Genomic DNA, 871 nt, shown 5'->3' with positions numbered 1-871 from the left:
CCGGTACATGCATGGCCACCACCGGCGCGGCCAGCAGTTCCATGCGGATCAGTTCCACCATTGCCGGCAGGCGTGGGTTGTTGAGCTGACCGGCGATCAGCGTGGCAGCCACGATCAGTTCCCGCAGCAGCGCTGAAACCTCAATCACCTGGCAGGTGCGACCCAGGCTCGGCTCCACCTCGGGCATGAGGAACAAGGTGCGCATATGCACCTCGCCAGCCATGCGAATTTCATGGGGCGTGCCGGCGGGCACCCACAACGCATGCCCGGACGGCACCAGCCAACTGCCTTGGGCCGTGCTGACCACCATCACCCCGGAAACACCGTGGATCAATTGCGCCTGGGCATGACAATGGGGATGGACCACTTCGTCGTTGCGGTAGTTGTCGGCATAAGCCTCAAGCCAAGGCCGGTGCACAGTTGTCATGGGCAGCGTCTCACGTCATCAAGCCTGTGATTCTAACCAAAAGCCCCCTGGCAAAAACGATAGATATAGACAGCCATCGTCGCGTTCCAGACAAGCCACTGAACGTGTGCCCTGCGCCGTCAGTCAGCTCAATGGACTCCTGAAAGAAAGGCTGTTCAGACTAAAATCCCGGGGCCACCGCCAATCCCCTGTGGGAGCTGTCGAGCTTTGGCGAGGCTGCGATGGCGGCGGTACAGGCACAGCAGAAAACGTAACCGTTTCGCGCTAAAGTCCAGTCTCACTGCTGTGACCCGAACGGAGTCCCGATGAGCCCCTCGATCGCGCTGCTGTATACCCGCACCCCCATGCTCGATATCGCTTACCAAGCCCATGGCCCCGCCGGGGGTGAAGTGGTGATTCTGCTGCACGGTTTCCCCTATGACCCTCGCGCTTACGATGCCATCG

1 protein-coding gene is annotated in these 871 nt (G+C 60.7%); it reads right to left on the bottom strand.

Features of this window, described 5'->3' with window-relative positions; genetic code table 11:
- Positions 1-427: AraC family ligand binding domain-containing protein (locus ASU03_RS18940; protein WP_157465986.1), on the bottom strand; the 427-nt coding region annotated here is incomplete at its 3' end.
- Positions 428-871 lie beyond the last annotated feature (444 nt).

Source organism: Colwellia sp. TT2012 (assembly GCF_001440345.1).
Lineage (GTDB): Bacteria > Pseudomonadota > Gammaproteobacteria > Enterobacterales > Alteromonadaceae > Colwellia.
The sequence above is the reverse complement of the archived record's forward strand: the minus strand, read 5'-3'. Positions and strand labels throughout refer to the sequence as shown.